This window comes from Gloeocapsopsis crepidinum LEGE 06123 (assembly GCF_015207655.1).
Lineage (GTDB): Bacteria > Cyanobacteriota > Cyanobacteriia > Cyanobacteriales > Chroococcidiopsidaceae > Gloeocapsopsis > Gloeocapsopsis crepidinum.
The window spans coordinates 63,562-84,922 of sequence record NZ_JADEWN010000014.1 but is presented as its reverse complement, the minus strand read 5'-3'; the positions used below and the strand labels follow the sequence as shown (position 1 = coordinate 84,922).

11 protein-coding genes are annotated in these 21,361 nt (G+C 40.9%); 2 read left to right on the top strand and 9 right to left on the bottom strand.

Annotated features, from left to right (window positions below):
- Window positions 1-574: 574 nt before the first annotated feature.
- Complete coding sequence (locus IQ230_RS07990; protein WP_193931493.1) at window positions 575-1,453, bottom strand: bile acid:sodium symporter family protein; 879 nt, start codon at window positions 1,451-1,453, stop codon at window positions 575-577.
- 147 nt (window positions 1,454-1,600) lie between these two features.
- Between IQ230_RS07990 and IQ230_RS07985 the strand changes: the two genes are divergently transcribed.
- Window positions 1,601-2,287, top strand: a complete 687-nt coding sequence (locus IQ230_RS07985; RefSeq protein ID WP_193931492.1) for an IS1 family transposase — start codon at window positions 1,601-1,603, stop codon at window positions 2,285-2,287.
- A gap of 384 nt (window positions 2,288-2,671) precedes the next feature.
- On the opposite strand, the gene IQ230_RS07980 is transcribed toward IQ230_RS07985, so the two are convergent.
- Entirely contained in the window at window positions 2,672-5,704 is a 3,033-nt protein-coding gene (locus IQ230_RS07980) for an endonuclease/exonuclease/phosphatase family protein (RefSeq protein WP_193931491.1), read from the bottom strand.
- Between the two features lie 401 nt (window positions 5,705-6,105).
- Between IQ230_RS07980 and IQ230_RS07975 the strand changes: the two genes are divergently transcribed.
- Window positions 6,106-8,247, top strand: coding sequence for an acylase (locus IQ230_RS07975; RefSeq protein ID WP_193931490.1), 2,142 nt, complete (start codon window positions 6,106-6,108; stop codon window positions 8,245-8,247).
- A gap of 49 nt (window positions 8,248-8,296) precedes the next feature.
- On the opposite strand, the gene IQ230_RS07970 is transcribed toward IQ230_RS07975, so the two are convergent.
- The 7 genes from IQ230_RS07970 to IQ230_RS07940 all read right to left on the bottom strand — a co-directional run bounded on the left by IQ230_RS07970 (window position 8,297) and on the right by IQ230_RS07940 (window position 21,281).
- A complete protein-coding gene (locus IQ230_RS07970) occupies window positions 8,297-9,043 on the bottom strand; it encodes a thioesterase II family protein (RefSeq protein ID WP_322742327.1) in 747 nt (248 codons plus the stop codon).
- 44 nt (window positions 9,044-9,087) lie between these two features.
- Entirely contained in the window at window positions 9,088-9,315 is a 228-nt protein-coding gene (locus tag IQ230_RS07965) for an MbtH family protein (RefSeq protein WP_193931488.1), read from the bottom strand.
- 39 nt (window positions 9,316-9,354) lie between these two features.
- Entirely contained in the window at window positions 9,355-10,764 is a 1,410-nt protein-coding gene (locus tag IQ230_RS07960) for an aspartate aminotransferase family protein (RefSeq protein ID WP_193931487.1), read from the bottom strand.
- A 65-nt stretch (window positions 10,765-10,829) separates the two neighbouring features.
- Entirely contained in the window at window positions 10,830-15,311 is a 4,482-nt protein-coding gene (locus tag IQ230_RS07955; protein ID WP_193931486.1) for a non-ribosomal peptide synthetase family protein, read from the bottom strand.
- A gap of 226 nt (window positions 15,312-15,537) precedes the next feature.
- The gene (locus IQ230_RS07950) at window positions 15,538-18,696 is read right to left on the bottom strand and encodes a non-ribosomal peptide synthetase (RefSeq protein ID WP_193931485.1); all 3,159 of its coding nucleotides are present in this window, start codon (window positions 18,694-18,696) and stop codon (window positions 15,538-15,540) included.
- 27 nt (window positions 18,697-18,723) lie between these two features.
- Window positions 18,724-19,731 (bottom strand): TauD/TfdA family dioxygenase, encoded by a 1,008-nt coding sequence (locus IQ230_RS07945; RefSeq protein ID WP_193931484.1) that lies wholly within the window; start codon window positions 19,729-19,731, stop codon window positions 18,724-18,726.
- Window positions 19,728-21,281: a condensation domain-containing protein gene (locus IQ230_RS07940; protein ID WP_193931483.1), complete on the bottom strand. Its 1,554-nt coding sequence runs from the start codon at window positions 21,279-21,281 to the stop codon at window positions 19,728-19,730. The genes IQ230_RS07945 and IQ230_RS07940 overlap by 4 nt, the downstream gene beginning before the upstream one ends.
- Window positions 21,282-21,361 lie beyond the last annotated feature (80 nt).

Here is a 21,361-nt window from a genome sequence, read left to right as displayed (position 1 = left end):
AATTTTTGGACAACCATACATCATCTTTCTCAGAGCGATTGCCTGAGTCAAGCTATTACTGCTAAATGGGCATTACAAGCTGTAGTGCTTATTCTGCAACACTTTGAGCTTTTCTTCGTGCCATTCGACTAAGAGACAATTTTTGCTCGAGTCATGGGTTAGGATCAAGCCGAAGCCTTTCTACGTAAGTTGTCAAACACTGTTACATATACCTGCAACTATGAAGGTATATTGTTGGTACTCGCTGCAAGCAATGCAACTACCATTAATTAGGCTTGTAACAAATAAGGTGTGAGTTGCTCAACACCTCAAAACTAAACGATTGACTGAGACATCCTGTAGCTATCACGGGATTACTTAGGAAGCCGTGCTGCAACTGAGCGACACTAGCTTGACTCGCAGGAGTGTGAGCATCTCCCATAAATAAATGCAAAGCAACGATTTCAGTTTGGGCGCGCTCGTCTGAGTTGTTTATTTAGTGGTGTAGCTTTTGAATAAGTGCAACTGTTCATTTACACTCGCATCCACAAGTTAGAACGTGACCCCAACCGGATCATACGCGGTGATTCTTGAGCTATTTTGAGGTAGACACACTACTGCTTACTCTTCTACCGTAAAGAATAGCTCCGAAGCCAGTTACGTACATCAGCAAGCTATAAACAGCCGCAGGTACAGCCATATCAAGATTATTGAGTAAACCAGCAGTGATTGCGATCGCTAACGTTCCATTCTGAATTCCAACCTCGATCGCAATACAAATCTGTTGAGCTAACGGCAAACGAAACAGCTTTCCGATCCAAAATCCTGCCAATGTTGCCAGTAAATTGAGTAACAAAACTCCGATTCCCACCTGTGCGATGAATCCTGGCAGTTTACTTCCTTCTCGAATCAAGATCAGCACAATAATCAATGCCAGTAAACCTGCTGCAAGACGACTCATTTGTTTTTCAATGCGCTTCGCTGTATCGGGAAACTGGTGACGAATGACCATTCCGAGCGCAGTTGGCAACAATGTGATCAGAAAGATTTGCAGCATTGTTCGTCCGATCGGCAGTGAGATTGCAGCGCTTTGATCTAAGAAATGCTGGAGTGCCAGATTGGTAAAAATGGGAATCGTAAATACGGTAATAATGCTGCTGAATGCTGTGAGCGTTACTGAGAGAGCAACATCACCTTTTGCGAGATAGGAGAGAAGATTGGAGGAAGGACCACCAGGACAGACGGCAAGGACAATTAAGCCTACTGCGATCGCACTCTGCATCGGAACAAAGAGCGTAATTAGCACTCCAAGGAGCGGTAGTAGCAATACTTGACATATTGTTCCCACTGCAACGGCTATGGGGTCACGGGTAATGCGTTGGAAGTCTTTTGGAACTAGACTTAGCCCCATTCCTAGCATGACAACTGCCAGAGCTAGTGGCAGTAGAATCTCGGTGAAAAAATTGCTTTGCATTGAAGTAGAAACTGACGACTAGAAAGAATTTAACTCGTTTACGCTCGCATGAGCGATAAAACCTGTTTGGGCTAAAACAAAGGGCGTTGCTGAATAAGTAGTGGATATGCTAAAAAAGAAAGAGTTAACAAAACTCGGTCAGTCTAGATGAAGTGTCCACAGTGCGACTCCTCTAATCTTCGCAAAGATGGCCATCAGAATGGCAAGCAAAGGTTTGAATGCAAGGATTGCGGTCGCCTTTTCCGAGAATCTTACCAGGTCAAAGGTTATCACTCTCAAGTTAAAAAGATTTGTTTACAGATGTACTTGAATGGCATGGGATTCCGCGCTATTGAAAGAGTTACAGGCATTCACCATACGACTATCATCAACTGGGTCAAAGAATCAGCACAAGAGTTGCCAGAAGATGAACAAGAGCAGCCGACGGTAGCCGAGTTGGATGAACTTCAAACCTATGTCGGTTGTAAAACAGACAAAATCTGGCTTTGGACAGCTATCAATCATCATGCTCCTGGCATTTTAGCCATGGAAGTAGGCGATCGCAGTGGTCAAACTTTTGCCAAGCTTTGGCAGAGAATTCAAACCTGGAAAAGCCGCAGGTATTTAACAGATGGATATTGTGTTTATGCTAACTATCTCAACCCAAAAAAGCACTTAGTGCTACCTAAAATTCTCTTGACGAGAGTTGAAGGAGAGAATACGAGATTAAGGCATTATTTAGCTAGGTTACATCGAGCCACTCTTTGTTACTCAAAATCTCTTGAGATGTTACGATATTCAGTCCGGCTACTGATGCACTATTTAAGATTTAAAACACTTCCCCTAGCCACTTAATCCACTGTTCATTCAGCAACGCCCATAAATCGCCCTAAAACACTGCCTTGAACAATGGCGCAAGCAGTAATCAGGACTACTGGAGCAATGATGAGTTGAATGGTTCTGGCAACATCGGCTGCACTCATACTGAATTTAATGAACCTACACTAACAGTAGTTTTCCTGTTTTTGCACATTTCGAGCAGTTAAACCAAATTTGCCCTCGACAAGCTCAAACTTTACCAAGGTTCTAGCTTAGAAAGTACAATTCAGCCTTAATCGCTCAGATTATACTTAGCCAATCTGAGGACTCCCTGAGTTTTGGCTGTGAGTTTTCAAATCTATCTGAAGCAAATAGGCGATCGTGAGATGCGATCGCCTAAACACAACAAGAACCTAGAGATTAGGCAAATACGAAACTATTACTACTGAGTGTACTAGCTTGAACGCCTGTGAGGACAGCAACATCTTGGTCTAAAGCACTAATTAACGTATTCGCACCAGTTTGGGCAATTGTCAGGTCATCAAAAGAGTTGATCTGTGCAATTCCACCGATTCCAATGACATTATTGCCTAGATTAAAGTCAGTAATCGTATTTGCTGTTTCTGGTAGTTGATTCAACGCAATCCAAAACTGATCGTTTCCTAAACCTCCACTCAGGAAGTTACCACCGCTACCAGCATAAAGGACATCGTTACCAAGTTGACCATAAAGTCGATCATTGGCTCCACCTGCAAACAAAGTATCATTACCAATGCCACCGTAGAGTTGATTATTACCTGTACCATCTGCGGCATTTAAATAATCATTACCCAAACCACCGATTAAAGTATCATTGGTACGAGCAAACAATTCGTCGTTACCTCTGCCACCATTAATGATATTGTTACCAGTTAAACCTGGTGCAGGACCTACTAAGTCATCACCATTACCTGCAAAGATAGTCTGTCTACCTTGGGCGGCGATTTCATCATCACTAGCAGTTCCAAACACTAAACGAGAATTACCCACTGTGGAAGTTGGATTTGCTAATGCAAAGCGCGATAGTAAGGGATCGTGATCGCTATCTTGATCGACAAATTCTGCATTGACATGAACTACATCGTATTCAGCGTTAGGTAATAAGCTATCAGTGACTAAAATGTGATCCAAGGCTTGCGAGTTACCTTCAAAAATGTAGCTGTAACGTTCATTTTCTGGTAAGGTTTCAGTCAAATTGTTCAGAACTTGTTCAGCACCTCCCTCAAGAACTTCCAAAGGTGGGAAAAACTGAAATTCATTTAAGTCACCTAAGACAATTGCTCTGGCGTCTGAATTTGCTGCTAAGATGTCCTCGACAAACTCGCGATTAATCCGCGCTTGTTCGGTACGCGCATCTTCTCCATTGTTATTAGGCGGTTGAAAGCGACCAAACAGCGGATCGCTACCACCTTTTGAGCTAAAGTGATTGTTGATTAAAAATAACCGCTGACCATTAAAGACAAACTCGCCAGCTAGTGGTTTACGGCTATCCTCAAATGCTGGATCGTTGGGTTCTACTCTACCAGGACTTTCTGACAGCCGACCGTTAATAATTGTCGTTTCACTTGTTGCAGTACCGTCAGGGCGATCGATAAAGTTCACCCGTTCAGGATTGTAGAGGTAGCCAACGCGAATATTCCCACCAGGTTGTCCGCCGTCTTGTCCATCGACAGGGGCGATGTCGCGAAACTTGTATGTAGGTCCACCACGCGCAGCGATCGCATCAATTAACACCTGATAAGATTGGGAAGCATCTACAATACCGTTATTTGTTGGACCAGAGTTATCCTGAACTTCTTGCAATGCAATAATGTCTGGTGCTTTCAGGTTTTGGGCAATATGTCCGGCGACACCGTTAATTTGTGATGCAGAACTGCCAGGATGAAAGTTTTCGATATTATAAGACGCAACTGTTAAGCGATCGCCTACAGAATCTAATGTTGTGACTTCTCGCTGTAACCCTCCTGGTGTTGCTGTTACAGGAACAGTACTCAACACTTCAAAGTTACCAAAGCTGTAATCCATGATGCCAGTGACACTATTTAAGCGATCGCCAACATTGACTTGAGGTGCGCTTCCTGGTGTCAATCTACTATCGATTTGAATCTGAATGCGTTCAGGGTTAAAGTCGTCAGGGCTAATCACAATACCACCACGCGGAGTGCGCCCTGTTGCCGCAACACCATTGTCTCCTAGTACCCAAATTTCATTAAATCGGTTTGTCGGACCGACAACAACACCACCATCAACTTGCACGCGCATTCCTTCTAAACTTTCGTAAAAGTCGAGTCCGTTGCGTTGTGGATTAAACTCATTTCCAGGATTTTCGACATTACCTCCTACAGCATCGCCATAAATTCTCTCGGTAGGGGGCTTTCTTCCTTCTAAACCAATAATTGTTGTTTCTGGTAGCGCGTTACCACGCGACAATATGCTAAAATTTGCTGCTGGATTACCTGCACCACCAATCTGCGTTGTTGTCAAGTTACCGCTGTTTGCACCACCAGGACGAAACTCGCCGACAGTTCCACTAGCTAAAATTTCATCGCCTACCGCAACATTGGGAGCAGAAGAAGTAAAGATAAAAATACCATCTGAAGTCGCATCATTACCGTCACCCGTCGCATCTTGAATGTAGAAACCGTTATTTCTCACGGCGGTGACAATTCCAGGAACGTTTGTCACTTGCTGTCCTTCTAGGGGTGAACGGTGCAATGTTCCTTGAATATCAAAAATCCGCACATCACCAGGTTCAACTGGATCGGGATCTGGATCGCCTTGTTCGCTAATGGCAATCGTAAAATTATCAATTGCTAAACCATGATCTGCGCCAGGATGATCGGGATCAAACCAGCGTAACCAAATTTCTTGTTCAGCTTCAAGGACTAAATTTGTCAAAGTTGCTGATTTAAATGTACGATTAGCATCTGCATTACCATTGAGTGCTCCAGTTGTCCCACTAGTCATGGGACTAGTAAAGTCTAGAGGATCGAAGTTAATCCAGTTACCTGTCGTTAAATTTTGCGCTCCAATTTGGTAAGAAAAATCAACAGTTTGGGCAGCATTTGCACCACTAAAGCGCCACTGTTCGCCAAAGTAATTAATATCTAATCCAGTGATTGTCTCATTGGTGTCATTAACTAAGCGTACTCCCCAATAGAAATCTCCTGCTGCTGCATTTCCTGAACCAATTGAACCCAAAGCGCGATCGCTACTATCACTTGCCAAACCAAAACTATAAAGATTTCCAGCATTACTACTTCCGGTAGATGCGACAATACTTGTTCCGGTTCCGGTTCTTGCTGTGTACCAGCCTGGAATTGTAGCGTCATCAACCCAAGTTGCAGAACCAGAACTAATTAGAGAATCAAAGTTTTGCGAGTAACCATCTTGAGAAAGGTTAACTGCTGCCATTTAATAACCTCTGGGATTACAACTGCGATATATCATCTACAAATCCCATAGGAACTTTAACAAATCTCTATTGAAAGATTAAAAGATGTTTAGTAAGTGGGTGAAAATCAACGTAACTTAAGGGCTGTTATCGGTCAATGGTCAGTAGAGCAACTATTAACCAGCATAAAACGTGCGATCAATAATTACGCCCAGCTACTGATCTTCTCGATTAACCTTAAGTAGAAATGAGAAGTTTTCCTGTTTAGTGATATTATGGACGGCGTTGAACTTGTCATATTAATGTTGTATTAAACAAAATTCTCGTCTTTTTCATCAAGATATTGCACGCCTCTCAGTAAAAATTATTAAAACTTCTTCGCAACAAGGTATTACGTCAGGATTATTACGCCATCAAAATAATGTTCACAGTATCTTCGCAGTTGCTCCGTCTTGGAAATCTTTCACTCTTTCAAAGCTTACGCTATTGGCGCGTTGCTAAATTGAGCTTGAGCTTGTTTTTGCTCGGTCTAATGTTCACCGTATTAGTGGGTTTAAAAAGTTCAGCAGTAGAACCTCAAGAGACTGAAATACTTTGGGATACCGTAGGTGTTCCCCATATTTATGGCAAGAATGACGAGGGTGCATTTCGAGCCTTTGGTTGGGCGCAGATGCAAAGCCACGGCGATTTAATTTTGCGTCTCTATGGTCAAGCACGGGGACGCGCTGCTGAATACTGGGGAGAAAAGTATCTAGACTCAGATCGCTGGGTACAGACTATGGACATCCCAGAACGTGCCCGCGCATGGTATCTGGCACAACCCCCAACTTTTCGCAACTATCTCGATGCCTTCACTGCTGGGATTAACGCTTATGCTCAAGAACACAGCGATCGCATTGATGACGAAGTTAAAGCTGTACTGCCAGTCAAACCAGAAGATGTGCTAGCTCATGTTCAACACTTGCTTCATTTTACTTTTGTAGTCAACCCGCATAAAGTTGCAGATATAAGTGACGAAGACTACTCAGCAGGGTCGAATGCTTGGGCGATCGCACCTTCAAAGTCTGCGAGTGGAAATGCAATGCTGCTAGCGAATCCGCATCTACCGTGGTCAGATCAATTTTTGTGGTATGAAGCCCAGATAACGGCTCCAGGAATTGATGCTTACGGAGCAACACTCGTCGGCATTCCTGTGTTAGCGATCGCGTTCAATGACTACCTCGGCTGGACTCACACAGTCAACACGCATGATGGATGGGATACTTATGAACTCACACTTGCAGACAAGGGTTATCGCTTCGATGGACAAGTTCGCGCCTTTGAGACAAAAACTCTTGCCTTGAAAGTCAAGCAGGAGGACGGCACGGTGCGTTTAGAGCCACTTGTAGTAAAACGTTCCGTACATGGTCCCCTTGTTACCCATAATGGCAAAACTTTGGCTTTACGTGTTGTTGGTCTTGACCAACCAGGCGTACTTGAGGAGTGGTGGGATATGGCGCGTGCCACTAATCTTTCTGAGTTTGAAGTTGCTTTGAAGCGACTACAACTGCCAATGTTTACGGTGATGTATGCAGATCGCGAGGGGCATATTATGCACCTGTTTAATGGTCAAGTTCCAGTTCGAGCCAAAGGTGACTTTGAATTCTGGCAAGGGACTATACCAGGGAATATATCTGACACACTGTGGACAAAAACCCACTCCTATGAAGATCTACCGCGCGTCATCGATCCCGCAAGCGGCTGGTTGCAGAATACTAACGATCCACCGTGGACAACGACTTTTCCCCTCGCCCTCGATCCTGATAAATTCCCGCCCTATATGGCACCACGTTTTATGGATTGGCGATCGCAGCGCTCTGTGAAGATGCTGACAGAAAATCAAAAAATGTCTTTTTCACAGATGATCGATTACAAACATTCGACACGTATGGAGCTTGCCGATCGCATACTAGACGATCTCATTCCGGCAGCCCGCCAACAGGGAAGTGATTTAGCACGTCGAGCAGCGGATGTACTAAATACTTGGGATCGCCAAGCAAATGCAGATAGCCGAGGTGCAGTCCTCTTTGCCGCTTGGGCAGAAGCAATGGATTTTGAGCAGGGGTTTAGTAAGCCTTGGAATGAAGATTCTCCGCTGGTGACTCCTGATGGTTTAGCAAATCCTCAGAGCGCAGTAGCAACCCTAGAAACCGCAGCAGCAAAGGTTGAAAAAGCTTATGGAGCGCTGGATGTCGCGTGGGGAGAAGTTTTTCGGTTAAGTTACGGCGATGTAGATTTACCGAGCAATGGTGGTTCTGGAGGTTTCGGAATTTTCCGCGTTCTAGATTTTGCTCCCTCAGAAGATGGACGCTTTCAATCGGTCGCTGGAGATTCCTTTGTTGCAGCAATTGAGTTTTCTAATCCGGTACGGGCTATGGTACTCAACAGCTATGGTAACGCGACTCAGCCTGATTCCCCGCACGTAGGAGATCAACTGCAGTTATTCGCCCGCAAACAGTTGCGTCCTGTGTGGCGATCGCATCCAGAGATTCTTGCCCATCTAGCCGAGCGTCAGGTCTTTTAGCTGAGTGAATAAATTCGCCGCTAGATAAACGAAGTCCATCTCCGTGGACTTACTGTTGCAAGTTGAGTTTTTGAACTAGGCTTTGGAGTAAAAGTGCTTGAGCCGAGTGGATAAAAAAGTGATCGCCAGGAAGCATTTGTAATGAAAAGGAAGCGCTTGTCTGTTGCTGCCATGCTGCAAGCTGTTCGCGGGTGACTTCTTTGTCTTGTAACCCACCAAAAACAGCGATCGGACATTCCAGCGGTGGCTCGCTAGTATAAGCGTAAGTTTCCAGTATGGCGAAGTCTGCCCGTAGTGTAGGAATCAGCAGTTTCATCAGTTCAACATTCTGTAGCACTGCTTCAGGTGTACCGTTAAGATGGCGCAGTTCTGCTAAGAATTCCTGTTCTGGTAGGGCGTGGATCGGTGCATCGCAAACATATTGAGGAGCGCGGCGACCGGATATAAATAGATGTACTGGACTAATACCATGCTGTTTGTACAGCAGGCGGGTAAGCTCAAAGCTCACAAGCCCACCCATACTGTGACCGAAGAAAGCGAATGGTTTATCTAAATATGGTACAAGAGCGCGGGCGATCGCTTTTACCAGAGGTTCTAACCTGTTAAATGGGGTTTCTGTGAACCTTCTGCCTCGCCCAGGAAGTTCGACAGGACAAACTTCAAGCGTTGGTGGTAAACTATTCGACCAGGTGCGAAAGTTCAAAGCACCGCCACCTGCATACGGAAAACAGAATAGACGCAAGCTTGCTTGAAGATTGGGGTTAGGGTAAATCCAATTAGATGTTGATGTAGTCACCACGTTTCAATGTGCAATCTGAATTGAAAATCTCCTGATGACAATTAGCTGTGATAGATATTGGAAGCTTCCATTTGCTTGCGAAGACTAAGTGGTTTCATATCAGTCCACACTTCTTTAATATATTCAAGACACTCCGCTTTCAAACCAGTTTTACCCGCATCACGCCAACCAAGAGGATTTTGTTGATCTGCAAACCAAATAGAATATTGTTCTTCATGATTTACGACAACTTTGTAAATTGTATTGTCTTCCATCTGTTCTCTATTCATATATTAATCTCCTTAAATATCATTTGTGATGTAATTTAATCAAGGTAAAAAATGTCCTTCTCGCAGGTTTTGAACACTTTCTTTAACTGCTTCAATTATGTAATTGATATCTTCGTCACTATGGGCTGTAGAGAGTAAACCACCACCTGGACGGAGAAAAACACCTTTTTCAATGAGGTGGTAATAAATTAAACCTAAGTTAGCATCTGCTGCATTATCAGAGGCTACAGAATCATCTAAGGGCACAGCATTAAAAATAGAACCGCAATTTGCTAATCGGATAGGAACCTCATCTTGTGCAAAATAAGTATTGAGCTGATTGATGAATTGAGTCGTGCGATCGTTGAGGTTCTGGTAAAGTGAAGCTCCTTCTTTTTTGAGGTGTTTTAGTACTGCTAATGCTGCTGCCATTGCTAAAGGGTGTTTGCAATAAGTACCAGCAAAGAAAGTCGTTTCTACCTGTGGAGAAGATGTATCTCCATAGTTCCACATCCCACCATCAATGCGATCGAGATAAGTAGCTTTGCCAGCAATAATACCAATAGGCATCCCTCCACCTACTATTTTTCCATAAGTTGCAATATCTGCTTGAATGCCAAACCATCCTTGTGCGCCATTCGGATGAATGCGGAAACCTGTTAGCATTTCATCAAAGATTAAGGCAATACCAAATTCTGCTGTTAATTGCCGCAATTCTTGCAAAAATTCGCGCGGTTGTAAATCAGGACGGCTATTTTGTATAGGTTCAATAATGACAGCTGCTAAGTCATCCGCATTTGCTTTAATAACTTCCAATGCTTGAAAATTTCCGTATTCTAATACTGAAACATCAGCAATGATATTGTGTGGTATTCCTATATCTGTAGGCATAACTGTTGCAATGCCATCAACAATTTGAGATTTTGCTAGAGTGCCATCAAAATGCCCGTGATAGGAGCCAGAAAACATGACAATTTTATGACGTCCGGTTGCAGCTCGTGCTAAACGTAATGCTGTCATGACAGCTTCAGTACCCGTATTGCTGATAGCAACTCGTTCCATTCCAGTTAATTTGCTGAATAACTCAGCTACCTCTCCCGCTAAATCTGATTGCGGTCCAAAGTGGATACCTTGCTCAAGTCGTTGTGTAATAGCTTCCTTTAGAAAGGGTGGATTATAACCAAAAAGATTGACTCCAAATCCCATCATTAGGTCTACATATTCATTCTCGTCGATATCCCACATTTTTGAGCCAACAGCATACTTACCAATGATCGGATAGACAATTTCTTTGTATTCTGCCCGAAACCCTGCAGAGCCTCTGACATCAGCTAGAACTGGGCGATATTTTTGTGTTTGTTGTTTCGATTTTTGAGTTTTTTGATTATAACGTGCAATGAATTTTTCTAAATATTGCTGTTGATGATTAGTGAGATTTGTATTGTTAGTTAATAAGCTAGATGTTGGCATACTGTTTAAACCTTTGTTGAATTAATTTGAGTTGAATCTTTTACTAACTTCAAAAAAATAGCAGGCTATAAAAATCCGGTGCGCATCATGTACGAAATATAAGTAGTCAGTAGTTTTTCATCAATTGCCGGACAAACAATAGATGTATCTGCAAGACCAGCCATAGTATTTTTACAATCAAACTCTAAAGCTATGGGTTGAGAACTTGTCTCCGATTCTCTAGCTGAGAAAAAAGGCACTAAAGGATATAAAGGATGCTCTGGCGAAGAACCAGCAGTATCAATTAACTTGTTGTACCATGGATTGTAGGAAATCTGTTGAATTTGATAACCAAGCGAATTAATAACTTTAAGCAGCATATCTGTGTGAAGAAGTTGAGAATTTACCAAATGAAAATTTTTATCTTTGTCTCTTTGATGTTTTGACAGGTGAATGATAGCTTGACTGACGTAATCAACTGGTAGAATGTCTTCCATAATATCTACATTGGGTACACTACCAAGATGTACGCAACCAATAATTAATCTATAAACAAAGTCATTACTATTAAAAACACCAGTTTGGCTATGTCCCGATACACGTCCAATTCTATAGATATAAGCTGGCAATCCTCTTGCTCGTGCAATATTAACTAACTTTTCACTTACCCATTTGGTTTGAACATAGCCGTTATCAGGTAGCGCATAATCATTCAATTTATCATCTTCTTTAATACTTAATTTTCCTGACATACCTGCTACAGAGAAAACACTAGAAGTGGAAACATAATGTAAAGGTTTAGATTTAGTTTTACAGGCTAATTTCAATACTTCTTGTGTGCCCAAAACATTCGTATTTTTGAGAACAGAATAGGGATAAATATGATGTACCCAAGCCCCATTGTGATAGATAACATCAATTTTGGCTGCCAGTTCTTGAAACTTTTCTTCAGAAAGCCCTAAAAGTGGTTGCGACAAGTTTCCAATGATAGGAATGATTCTAGAACTATAAGATTTATGCCAGAGTAATTTAGATTCGAGATTTTTTTGTAACTTATTTTTACCTTCTTCTAGCGTAGAAGCGCGGATCAAGCAATAGATATCTGCTTGAGTTTGCTGCAAAAGTTCATAGAGTAAAAATGCGCCGAGAAAACCTGTTGCTCCTGTTAAAAGAATACACGATAATTGAGTTGTTATCTCTCCTTCAGGAATAATTTTGCCATCTAGAACTGCTTCAGTATTTAAATCAATTAAATTCGTCTCTTTTTCATTACTTAAACTTGTATGAGCTGAATTTAAAATATTATGAATGCTCTCACCTAAACTAGCTATGGTAGGTGACTCAAACAAAACTTTTAAGGGTAAATCAACTTGAAATGCTGAGTGAATTTGCAGCATTAACCGAGTTGTTAACAGAGAATGTCCTCCTAATTCAAAAAAGTTGTTATGAATACCAATTTCTTCGATATTAAGAATTTCTTGCCAAATGTTTGCTAGAGTTTTTTCTATAACATTTCGAGGGGGAGTAAAGGTTATTTTCAACTCCTGTGTTGGTACTGGTAAGGCACGACGGTCTATCTTCCCATTTGGCGTTAGTGGTAATTTTTCTAGTTCGACAAAGGCGGAGGGAACCATGTAATTAGGTAAGCGTGTCTGTAAAAACTTGCGTAGTTCACTTGACTGTAAATTGGTATGTTGAAATGTTGATGTGACTATATAAGCAATTAAATTCGGTTGGTTTGGTGTATCTTCTCGGACTATAACTACAGCCTCATGTATTTCTGGGTATTGCCTTAATGCTGCCTCAATTTCACCTAATTCAATCCGAAAACCACGTAATTTGATTTGATTATCAATTCGACCCAGTAGTTCAATATTTCCATTTGGAAGATAACGACCTATATCACCTGTTTTATATAGGCGATCTGATGGTTTTTTACTAAAAATATGAGGAATGAATTTTTGAGCAGTTAAATGTGGTTGATGGAGATAGCCTCTAGCTAAAGCAGCACCACCAATATAAATTTCTCCTGTAACTCCAACTGGTACAAGCTGTAAGGCATTGTCTAAAATATAGATTTGAGTATTAGCAAATGGTCTGCCGATCGGAACTAATTGTTCGACTGATAAGTTGACTGTATATACTTCAAAATAAGAACTATCAATTGTTGCTTCGGTTAAACCAAAAGAGTTAATTAATCGTGTTTCAGGGCTACAAAAATTTTGAAATTTTTTATATTCATTGATGTACCAACTATCAGAACCACAAATGAGCAGTTGCATCCAATTAAGATGCTGTTGTGACTGTTCGAGATACTCGATCAAATTGCGTAACACTCCTGGAACAAATTCAGCGCAATCCACCTGTTGTTGCAGCATGAGGTGATAAAGTTTTTGAGGTTCGAGTAAAAAATCACGAGGACACAACACTAACTTTCCACCAGAACATAATGCACGGACTAGATCGCCTGCAAAAACATCGAAGGAAAAACTTGCCATTTGCAGATGACAATTAACTTTGTGTAGTTGATAAGCTTCTTCCCAAGCATAATAGGCGTTAACAAGGCTACGATGAGCTACCATCACGCCTTTCGATTTACCTGTGGAACCAGAGGTGTAGATGACGTAAGCAAGGTTGTCTGGGATAACTGCAATTTTAGGGTTTTCCTTAGCTTCGCTGGCGATTTGTTCCCAGGTGGTATTGTCTAAACAAACTTGATTGTGATGTGATGATGCGAGTAAGTGGGGTTGGGTAAGCAGGATTGATACTTGAGCGTCTGCTAGCATAAATGCGCGTCGTGCTTGCGGATATGCAGGATCTAGTGGTAAATAAGCTCCGCCTGCTTTGAGAATTGCTAAAACTGCTACGATTAAATCGAGCGATCGCTCCATACAAATACCCACAACAACCTCTGGTTTGACTCCCAAGGCTTGCAAGTAGTGGGCGAGTTGGTTAGCACGCTCGTTGAGTTGTGTATAGGTAAGGTATTCATCTAAAGCAGTTGCGATCGCAACTGTGTCGGGGGTTTGCGCTACTTGGGCTTCAAATAAAGTATGGATGCACTGCTGAGGTACATCTAGGGACTTGCTATTCCACTCTTCTAGAATTTGATACTTTTCTGTTGCAGTTAAAATAGGTAATTCAGACAACCGCCGATCGGGATTCGCAACAATACCAGTTAGTAAAGTCTGAAAATGCTCAATCATGCGGGTAATTCTTGTAGCATCAAATAAATCTGTATTGTATTCAAACCACCCACTCAATCCTTGTTCTGTCTCGACCATTGACAGCGTTAAGTCAAAATTTGCGGTTTGGCTTTCGACGGCAAGCGGGCTAAGTGTTAATCCTGGAAGTTGCAAAGTCTCGGTTGGTGCGTTTTGCAGGATAAACATCACCTGAAACAACGAATTGTGGCTTAAATCACGTTCGGGTTGGAGTTCTTCAACTAACTGCTCAAAAGGTAAGTCTTGATGCGTGTATGCACCCAATGTTACTTCTCGCACTCGTTCTAAAAGCTCTCGAAAACTTGGATTACCTGCAAGATCAGTACGTAATACTAATGTATTGACAAAAAAACCAATTAGCCCTTCAATTTCCGAGCGGTTGCGATTAGCAATCGGAGTGCCAACAATAATATCGGTTTGCTGCGTGTAGCGACATAGTAGTAACTTAAATGCAGCTAGCAAAGTCATGAATAATGTCACCCCTTGCTGTTGGGAAAGGGTTTTAATCGCTGTGGATAATGACTCGGATAGATTTAGGGATGCGATCGCGCCGCAATCAGTTTGAATTGCACGACGGGGACGATCTGTTGGTAAATCTAAAACTGGTAAAGTTCCGCCTAGTTTTTGCTTCCAGTAAGTTAGTTGATTTTGTAGTACTTCTCCTTGCAACCACTGTCTTTGCCAAACGGCAAAATCTGCATACTGAATTGGTAGTTTCGGAAGTATGCAAGGTGTGTTAGTAGAAAAAGCTTGATAGAGTGCGGTTAATTCTTTTATAAGTATCCCCGTTGACCAGCCATCGGAGACAATATGATGCATCGTAAATAAGACGACGTGTTCTGCTGCACCAAGCTGCAATAATGTTACTCGTAATAACGATTCTGTTACTAGATTGAAGGGTCTTTGAGCTTCAGAAGTTGCTAGTTTGATGACTTCATTGTGTTGTTCAGTTTTAGCGAGAAACTGCAAATTAATTATTGATAACTCGAATTTAGATGACTCATGAATAACTTGTACAGCTTCCCCGTTTTCTATCTGAAATGTTGTTCGTAGCGTTTCATGACGACGGATGAGTTCATTAATGCTACGAGAAAGTGCTGTTACGTTGAGATTGCCAGTTAAACGAACTGCGGTCGGAATATTATAGGCACAGCTATCTGGTTCTAATTGATGAAAAAACCATAAACGTTGTTGAGCAAATGATAGTGGAAAAATTTTTGTATTTCGACTTTGTGGTTGAATTTTGGTGTGTGAGGCATTGTGCTTTTTCTGGTTCAATTTTTCCAGAAGTTTTTCTTGTTGTTCTGGAGATAGTTCTTTAATGCGGTTTAGTAGGTTACTCATTTATTTCTATTATTTGACTATATAAATTTCTTTTGAAGAGTTATAGCACTCCTATCTGATTTGTGAGAACTATTTTTTAACGTAGACGCGGAGCGGCATGCCGCAGGCTACCACTTCAGACGCAGAGAACGCAGAGGAAAGAATGAAGAGAGGTTTTACTAATGGTGTGCAAATGCTGTGTGTGAATTTTATCTTTCTATTTTTTATTAATAGGAATTTGGATTGATTAGACTTCTTGATTTTGCTCTTCTAATAGTTCTAATTCAGCGAATGCTTGAGCTAAAATTTCTGTGTCGGTTTGTTCGGCAAGCTTTTGTGTCACAATGAGTGCTAAATCGGCGATTGTGGGTGTTTCAAACGTTTGCTGGACGAAGATTTCTACATCAAAAATATCACGTAAACGGGATATTACTTGAGTTATGAGTAAAGAATGTCCTCCTAAATCAAAGAAGTTGTCGTGGATACCGATCCGCTCTAATTTCAAGATTTGTGCCCAGATTTTAGCTATTTTTTCTTCAGTTGAATTGCGCGGAGCAACATAAAATTCATCGAGTTCTGGTCGTACTTGATCTGGTGCTGGTAACTCTTGGCGATTTACTTTACCATTTGCTGTTAATGGTAATTCCTTCAATGTGATAAATACTGAAGGTATCATGTATTCAGGGAGTTGCTGTTGCAGGAATTTTTTGAGATTGCCGATTGAAAAGGATGATTGTTTAAGAACAATGTAAGCAACTAAACGTTGGTCGTCTGCTTCTTGGCGTACTGTAACTACGCAGTCTTTGATTGCGGGATACTGCAATAGTGTAGACTCAATTTCTCCTAGTTCGATGCGGAAGCCGCGAATTTTGACTTGTTCGTCGATCCGTCCGATAAACTCCAGCAAGCCATCCGGTCGAAATTTAACTAAGTCGCCTGTTTTATAAAGACGCGCCCCTGGTTCGTTGCTGTAGGGGTGAGGAACAAATTTTTCTGCTGTTAATTCTGGGCGGTTGTAGTAACCGCGTGCGAGTCCTGCGCCTCCAATGTAAAGTTCGCCGATAACGCCTAACGGTACTGGTTGCAAGTATTCGTCTAAAACATAAAGTTGGGTATTGGCGATCGCTTGTCCAATGGGAATTGAACCAGATTGATGCAGGTTTGTGGGTACTTGGTAAATGCAGCAACCCACTACAGTTTCTGTTGGTCCATATTCGTTCACTAAGATTGTTTCTGGGGCGAAGTCTTGCCAAAAGGCGATATTTTCTAACGTGAGGTTTTCACCACCAATCACAAAAGTGCGTGTTCTCTCTGCAACTTGGTGAGGTGATAGTTGTTGACTGAGTAACTTGAGATGAGAAGGTGTCAGTTTAACAAGACTGAGGTTATTTCGTTCTTTCAGTGTCGTAGCAAGGCTTTCTATACTCTGATCGGGTAAAAGTTCAACTTGATTTCCTACTAATAATGGCGTAAACAAGCTAGTAATCGTTAGGTCAAACCCCAGCGACGAATGAACCAGCGTTCCTGTACCTTCTGCAACTGCATACGCTTGAGTCGCCCAGCTTAAGTAGTTAACTAAACCTTGATGCGGAATGAGAGTTCCTTTCGGTTCTCCTGTGGAACCAGAAGTATAGATGACATATGCTAAGTTGAGTGCGGTTGTAGAAGTCACAGGGTTTTCTGTTGGTTGGCTAGCAATCAGATCCCAATCGCGATCTAGACAAACAACTTTGAGATTATCTGCAAGGATATTTGCGGTTAAAGATTGCTGTGTTAGTACGAGTGGTGTTTGCGTATCCCTGAAAATATAAGCTTGACGTTCTGGGGGATAACTGGGGTCAATTGGAATGTAAGCTGCACCTGCTTTGAGGATACCCAACAGCCCAATGACCATCAAGGGAGAACGTTCTACATATAAACCAATTAATGTGTCGGGTGCAATTTTCAATGAGTGCAAGTAATGTGCTAGTTGGTTCGCACAGGTATTCAGTTGGTGATAGGTTAATTGTTGTTCGCCAAAGACAACTGCAATGCGATCGGGGGTAGTAGCACATTGTTCTTCAAACCAATGATGAACGCATTCGTATTTTGGTAGAGGAGTTTGAGTGTCGTTAAATTTAAATAACAGTTGTTCTCTTTCCCTCATACTGAGAACATCTAAGCGTGTTATTGTCGCTTCTGGATTTTGGCTAACACTTGTCAACAACGTTTGAAACTGTTCTGCTAAACATTGAATAGCTTCAGGTGTAAACAAGCTAGTATCATAGTGAAACTCTGCGTTTAGCGTATTATCTTCTGTAAAAAAGCTAAGTTTTACTTTAAATCGGTCAGTACAAACGTAGCGTTGGCAGATAGAAAATGAGATACTACCCGCAGAGTAGGTTTTTGGTAAATCTGTAAATTCGTAACAAAACGGAAAGAAGGAAAACTGTGGATCATCTTCCACTTCCCAAATAAAGCTTTCCTGCCATTCTAAAATTTCCTTGGTCATTTGTTCTGTCTGCGACATCAACTCATGAAATTGAATATCTAGACTTATATCGCAGACAAGTGGTAAATATTTTGCCAACAAACCCAGTGCTGGTTTTAATTCTTCATAGTTGCGACCGTCAACACCAATACCCAGTAGCAAATTAGATTGTCCCGTCAGACGCCATAGCAAAATCTGCCAACAAGTTAACAACAACCCGCTTAAAGAAGCTTGATACTTGTCTGCAATTAGTTTTATTTTTTCTAATAAATTGTTATTAATTGGTAAATTGATACATTGTGGTTCAAATTCAGAGTTTTCTGTACAAAGTTTCTCACTAACTAATTGTAAGTTTTTTAAGCTAGAAATATCCGGTTGCTGCCAGGACGTTGTTTTGGCTTCAGTGAGTAATTCATTCTGCCATGCAGCGATATCCGCATATTGCAGTGGTTCGTCGGTTATTTCTTCATCTGTATAGCAGCAAGCTAGTTCGCGAACAAGGTTATGCAGCGTTGTTAAATCTGCACATAACGCAGGTAAACTGATTAATAGCAATTTGTTGACAGAAAAATTCATTAAAGATAGATGTAGTAGCGAATCTTTCTCCCAATGCAACTGATTCAGTCTAGCTTGCTGGAATAATTGACTTATATCTGCTTTGCAGTAATTATCTCCTAAATTTTGGATATCAATCGAGATATTCTCATTGTTAATAACCTGAAGGGGAACTTTGATGCCCCAAGCACGATGGAAATTTGTCCGCAAAATTTCATGACGATCGACTACTTTCTGTAAAGTTGATCGCAATAGTTCCACATCGAGATTGCCCTCTATTAAAATTGCACACTGGCTATAATAAGTATGATTATTTTCTTGCAGTATCCAAAGACGCTGTTGTTGTGGAGAAAGCTGAAATCCTTGAATTTGACTTTGCATTGCTTCTTACCGTTAAGTTTATAAATTCTAAAAACTAGTCATTTCACCCATTGCAACGAGTAATTTTCTTTCTCCTACAAAGGGATTGCGGGCGTGTGCCGTCAAAACATTATCAAGTAGTAAAACGTCTCCTACTTCCCAAGGAAAACTCACTTCTAACTGTTGATAAACTGCACAAATTTCTCTCATTACCGAATCTTCTATTCGACTACCATCAGCGTAGTAGCAGTTGCGTGGGAAATCCTCTTCTGTAAAGGAAGCAAAGAAAGATTCTCTTGTATCTGTATCTAAACAAGCCGGATGCCAATGTTGCGCTTGATTAAACCAAGATATTTCGCTTGTTTTTGGATGCTTAATAACTGCGGGACGTATTGCACGAGTTCGCAATCCTCCATGAGATTTCCACTCAAAATCGATGAAATTTTGCCGACAATAAGCTTCAACTTTGGCTTGATCTGATGTTTGAAAAACAGTTTCCCAATTTAAACCAAATCCATCGCCATAATTACGAACATACATGATATTTTTGTTGATAAATTTTTCCTTGATTTTTGGGTCAATTAACTCAAAAACCTTACGGCTATCAACAATTGGTGTTTCTCCTCCCTGTTGTGCTGGTTGCCGACAACAAAATAAAATTTTCATCGGATAGTGATGATTGAAAGAATTTTCGTTATGCCACAGCAACTTGCGATCGCCAGGATAAAAAACTGGAGTATAAACATTACTCTCGATATTTTCGCGGGGATGTTCTCCGTTCGCATTAAATAACTCGGTACAAACAACTCGACTAAATCTTTCAAACTCTGGCGCGGTAGTAACGTTAAATCCCCGAAAAAGAATGACGCCATATTTAAGCAAATTAGTTGTGATAAATTCTTGGTTGCCTATTGCCCAATCTGCCAGATCTAGATTTTTAATAACTGGTTGAACGATAAATGGATAGTTTTTATTTGGTTCGGCGATCGCAACTAACTTTTCTTGAGACATGCCTTGACGCTTTCTAGCGTTATTGATTTGCAACCCTGATTTCATTCTGCAATCTCCATATTATGCGTCTGAATGATTTTACGCTTGATTAGTTTTAGTTTTTGCTGATATTGCGCTTTTGTTTTTTGATTCTGAATCAGTTCATTTTGTTTATTACTCTGTGTAATTTTTTTGATTAAATCTTGTAAGTGTATATTGGGTTGTTCTATAATGTGATGTAAAATAGCTTCAAAACTATTTGAAATTTGCCTTGCAGTTGTATCATTAAATAAATCAGTATCGTACTCTAAAACACCAACTAAACCCTCTTGTTTTTCGGTTAACTCTAATAACAAATCTAATTGAGTTGTTGGATTCTCGAATTTAGCTGAACTTACAGTTAAGCCAGTGAGATCTAAATTAGATGATTGAGTATTTTCTAAAATGATTTTTACTTGAAAAAGTGGCGAACGATTCAATCGGCGTTCAGGATTGATAATATCAACTAACTTGTCAAAGGATAAATCTTGATTTGCATAAGCATCTACAGTTATTTCGCGTACTCGTTGTAATAGTTCCTCAAAAGTAGGGTTTCCTGACAAATTTGTACGCAGAACTAATTGGTTAGCAAAAAAGCCAATGAGATCCTTAGTTTCTGGTTGATTGCGGTTAGCAATATCTGTGCCGATCGCAATATCTTCTTGCCCTGTGTACCAGTACAATAAAGTTTGAAATGCTGCCAGCAGAGTCATAAACAGGGTAATACCTTTGTGGGCATTAATTACCTTTAGCTTTTCTAATGTAGGTTTAGGTAATACAAAAGCTTGTCTAGCACCACGAAAAGTTTGTACTGTCGGGCGTGGATAATCTGTAGGTAGTTGCAGTACAGGGATATTTGCTAGCTGATGTTGCCAATATTTAATTTGTGCTGCTAAATGTTCTCCTTGCAACCACTGTCGTTGCCAAACTGCAAAATCAACGTATTGAATTGGTAAGTTAGGAAGTGGAGAAGGTTGATTTTGACAAAAGCTTTTGTAAAGAATATTCAGTTCGCGTGTGAGTATGCCAATCGACCAACCATCAGCGATAATATGATGAATTACTAATAGTAAAATGTGTTCTGTTGTTGCTAGTCGCAGTAAGGTGACTCGTAGTAAAGGTGTTTGGGTTAAGTTAAAAGGCAACTGTGCTGCTTGATTGGTTAGTTGCAATACTTCTGCTTCTTTTGCTGGAGATTGTTGTAAATCAATAACAGGTATGTTTAATTCTAGATTGGAAATAATGACTTGAAACGGTTCTCCATTCACAAGAATAAACTGAGTTCGTAGTGCTTCATGACGGTTGATGACTTCGTTGAAACTACGTTTTAATGCCTCTAAATTTAATTGTCCTGTTAAGCGCATTGGTAAGAAAATATTCAATGCTGGGTTTCCTGGTTGCAATTGATCGAGAAACCATAATCTTTGTTGAGCAAAAGAAAGGGGAAAGCGATTTTTTTCTCGATGCGATTTGATGATTTGAGGTGAAACACTAGCTTTTTTATTATTTAAACTTTGCAATAGTAGCTTGCGTTTTTCTGGAGAAAGCGCCGCAATTCGGGCTGAAATATCATTCATATAAATTCTAAAGTGATTGACTTGCAAAGGAGTAGAGAAGACACGTTGCAAAGCTATTCTTCCTCTGCAAAAAGAGTTTA